5 protein-coding genes and 2 pseudogenes are annotated in these 3,113 nt (G+C 66.7%); 4 read left to right on the top strand and 3 right to left on the bottom strand.

The features are described 5' to 3' along the window. A pseudogene (locus ACFVWD_RS57965) lies at positions 1 to 378 on the top strand (hypothetical protein); the annotation flags it as partial. Positions 379 to 419: 41 nt separating this feature from the next. Here the strand turns inward: ACFVWD_RS57965 and ACFVWD_RS57960 are convergent. Continuing rightward, positions 420 to 803, bottom strand: a complete 384-nt coding sequence (locus ACFVWD_RS57960) for a hypothetical protein (RefSeq protein WP_389607216.1) — start codon at positions 801 to 803, stop codon at positions 420 to 422. Between the two features lie 168 nt (positions 804 to 971). Next, on the bottom strand, positions 972 to 1,136 hold the full coding sequence (locus ACFVWD_RS57955; RefSeq protein WP_389607214.1) for a hypothetical protein: 165 nt from the start codon (positions 1,134 to 1,136) through the stop codon (positions 972 to 974). Positions 1,137 to 1,249: 113 nt separating this feature from the next. Here ACFVWD_RS57955 and ACFVWD_RS57950 point away from each other — a divergent pair, with 113 nt between their 5' ends. From ACFVWD_RS57950 to ACFVWD_RS57940, 3 genes are all read left to right on the top strand, one after another. Continuing rightward, complete coding sequence (locus ACFVWD_RS57950) at positions 1,250 to 1,993, top strand: DUF6193 family natural product biosynthesis protein (RefSeq protein ID WP_382132142.1); 744 nt, start codon at positions 1,250 to 1,252, stop codon at positions 1,991 to 1,993. 84 nt (positions 1,994 to 2,077) lie between these two features. Then, positions 2,078 to 2,383: a hypothetical protein gene (locus ACFVWD_RS57945; RefSeq protein WP_389607212.1), complete on the top strand. Its 306-nt coding sequence runs from the start codon at positions 2,078 to 2,080 to the stop codon at positions 2,381 to 2,383. A 70-nt stretch (positions 2,384 to 2,453) separates the two neighbouring features. Continuing rightward, complete coding sequence (locus ACFVWD_RS57940; RefSeq protein ID WP_389607210.1) at positions 2,454 to 2,801, top strand: hypothetical protein; 348 nt, start codon at positions 2,454 to 2,456, stop codon at positions 2,799 to 2,801. 120 nt (positions 2,802 to 2,921) lie between these two features. Here the strand turns inward: ACFVWD_RS57940 and ACFVWD_RS57935 are convergent. Further along, positions 2,922 to 3,113, bottom strand: a pseudogene (locus tag ACFVWD_RS57935) (Ku protein); the annotation flags it as partial.

Here is a 3,113-nt window from a genome sequence, read left to right as displayed (position 1 = left end):
TCGGCCACCGCACCTCCAGCGGTTGGATCGGACGTCACCACCCATCCAACCGCCACGATCACCAAACCGGCCAACCTATGCGGTCAGAGCACTAGAAACGCCCTGACCCAGCGTCACCTGGACCTGAAGAACGAGTTCTACGAACGGGTCGAAGCCCAAGGCGGCACCAGCGAGGTCGAGACCCGCCTCCGCGCGAAGATCGTCACCCTCAAGACGACCATCGCGAACAAGAATGCCGAAATCACCCGGCTCAAAGACGACGTGAACGGTTTCCTCGCGGAGAACACCAGACTCACGCTCGAGAACCAGGAACTGCGCGACGTGCTCAGCGGGACAGCCTCCAACGTCACGCCGCTGCGGTCCGATCCAGGCCGCTGACAGTGATTCTGGCCCAAACCTGGCGATTCAGCCCCGACGCCCTACGTGCCGCAGCCCCATCGCGAGTAGCCCCGCTCGATCTCAGCCAGGTACTGGGCCAGGTCAAAGCGGACTTCTTCGATGACACGGTCCTCGGCACCTGGGTACATCAGATCGCCCCAGATTACGGTCTGCTTCCGAAGCCGGATCCGGATTCCGACCGCCGCGACGGTGTGGGAGCCCTGCCCGTAGGTCGCAACATCCACGCTCCGGGCTTGATCGGTCGGGTAGAGCGGGCCTCCAGGTCTGAGCAGCTGACTGGGATGGCCGCCGGCTGCGCCGTTGTAGGTGCGCGCGATCACGTCGAGGCCGTCGACAAAGAGGTACGTGTGTACGGTGCCGCACGTGGGTGGCCCAGGGCAGGCGGTGATCAGCAGCGTGCTCACTGAGTCGTGCCCCTGGCGATCCGTACGGCCGGCGCGCACCAGGCGCGGGGACTTACGCGGCATCCGATCTTCGCGACATCACGGTGTCGATGGTAGGGGGCCAATGGTCCGTCCGGCAGTTCCTTTTCCAAGCCGCGGGTCATGCCCTCTTGATCTGCCAGTTCCTGCTCACCCAGCAGGCTTCCAGTTCAAGTCGCCCTGCTCGTCGACCTCGCCCACACACGTCGACTCGGCGCCGCCGAGAGCGGCATGCTGCAGCAGCACCGGCGTCTGTGTTTCGAGTGCGGCAGCGACATCCCGAAGCATCGAGCCGACCGAGTCCCACATGGGCACCCCCAGTCCCCAGCGCTCGTGGTCCCAGAGGAATACCGCCCCGTGGGACCCGCCAAGCCGAAGGTCAACAAGCCAATCGCTCGTATGGCGGCGGCTGCGGCAGTATCTCCTTCATGACCACACCTGCTGATCAAGCTGCGTTCTACCCCGACGTTCTGGCAGAAGGAAGCCTCGCAGCGGTCCTCCAAGCCGCTGCGGATGTGGACGGCCTCTCGGTCCCCGTTGCGGTGTCAGAGTCCAACCCGCTGTACGGCGCCACAGTGGCGAGCAGCGTTCCGTACCGGAACAGGCTGACCGTCAGCGCGTACACCTGGAAGCGGTGGTGGTCGATCCGCGGCGAGGAGTCGTGTCAGGGCATGGAACTCATCGGCGGGGACACCGATGATCTCGCGCAGATTGTCAGGGCTGCGCAGGCCTGGCATGGAGGAACCGAGTTGGCCGGGATCCGCCGGACCGCGCCTTTCGTGCATCTGACGGGCCGCTTCGAGGTGCCCGACCACGATCCGGCGCAGCTGGCGGAATCCGAGTGGCAGCACCTCCGGACTCGGGCTGCTGAGGCAGACGCGCCGGAGTTCCAGGCGCTCATCGAGGCGGCATACCGGGAGCCGGCGTTGCGAGCGCTCTACCCGTTCACCAGCATGTGGACGTTGCGGTTCTCCACCTGTACGCGCCCGGGCCTGGCCGACCTCAGACTCTTCCTGGACGCGCATCGCGGCGGCCGGTACACCCTCAGCAAAAGTCTGCTCGATGGCGAGATCCTCGGCGAAGCAGCGAAAGCAGAAGAGCTTGCGTCGGTGGCCGTGCGCCACCTCCCCTCCCATCTCGGACCTGTTACATCAGGAGCGAGTGCTCCGTGATCACGCGAGGGTCAACACGGTGACTTGCCAGGGAAGCACATGGCACCACTGTGCCACCGGTGGCGCCGACCGTAGCGCCGTTCGGTGGCCCGTGTCGGGCCGTGCACGTCGGCGTTACGCGGCATCACGGGCGGCCTGCTCGGCGCAGTGACCGGCGCGCCCTGGTGGGGCAGCTGTGTCGTCGTCACCTTCGGGATTGGCCATGCGACACAGCTCGTCGACGCGTGGACCAAGCTCCTGTGCGGGCCCCACGAACGGGGAGTCCTCCGGGAAGCACAGGCCACCGATGTCCTCGCCTACTTCAGCCAGACCCCGGCCACCGGCACGCCCGCACAACGGCTCACAGAGACATCAGCAGCCGATCCACCAGCCGACGCGGGGACAGCATGAAGGCGCAGGAGTTGCCGCAATCCGCCCTGGGCGGGCGGAGATCCGGTTCGAACAGACGTACCGTAGGGGCGTGGCAACGTACGAATTTCCCCCGATGCTGATCGACGCCCAGAACGAGCTTGATCAGGTCCGCGCCGACCTCCGAGCTCTCTTCGAAAGGGTGCCGTGGTCGGTGGAGCCGATGGGCGCGTGGGAGACGCACGAGAACGCGTGGCGGCCGGCGTCCCGTCCCGCCTCGCCCGGCTGGGACCCGGTGGACGCCGCGGAGATCGCCCGGCTGCGGGCGAGGGAACTCGAACTCGCTGAGGTTCTCGTGTGCCACCCGTACTGGACCGAGTTCGCTCCCGGCGATGTACTGGCCGCCCGCGATGCGCTCAAGCACCACCGTGAGCAGGAGTCGGCCAGCACGGCGAGCTGACCAGGCTGCCGAGCAGCTGCGCAGGATCCTGTGTCCGACGGCACGACGCCCGGCCCAAACAAGTCCGTCGTCCAGGACGGAGCCCCCCGCTGCACGGCGAGGTGCCGTCTCAACCACTGATCAAGACCGGGCCGACTTCATTGCCGTCGCGGTCTTCTTCGCGGTCTTCTTGTCGGGTGTCTTCTTCGCGGGCTTCCCGGCCGCTGGCTTTTCCGGTATCTCGTGGACCTCGGCATCGCCGGCGTCCTCGCCGCGCGCTGCCTGCGCCTTGCGGATGCTCTCCTGCAGGGCGGCCATCAGGTCGACGACCTT

This window comes from Streptomyces sp. NPDC058086 (genome assembly GCF_042885015.1).
Taxonomy (GTDB): Bacteria; Actinomycetota; Actinomycetes; order Streptomycetales; family Streptomycetaceae; genus Streptomyces.
Note: the sequence above shows the minus strand (reverse complement) of the source record. Positions and strands in the feature narration are given on the sequence as shown.

Excerpts from the sequence above, each read along its gene's own strand:
- ACFVWD_RS57950 (WP_382132142.1), top strand. The coding sequence starts at position 1,250 with ATGACCACACCTGCTGATCAAGCTGCGTTCTACCCCGACGTTCTGGCA.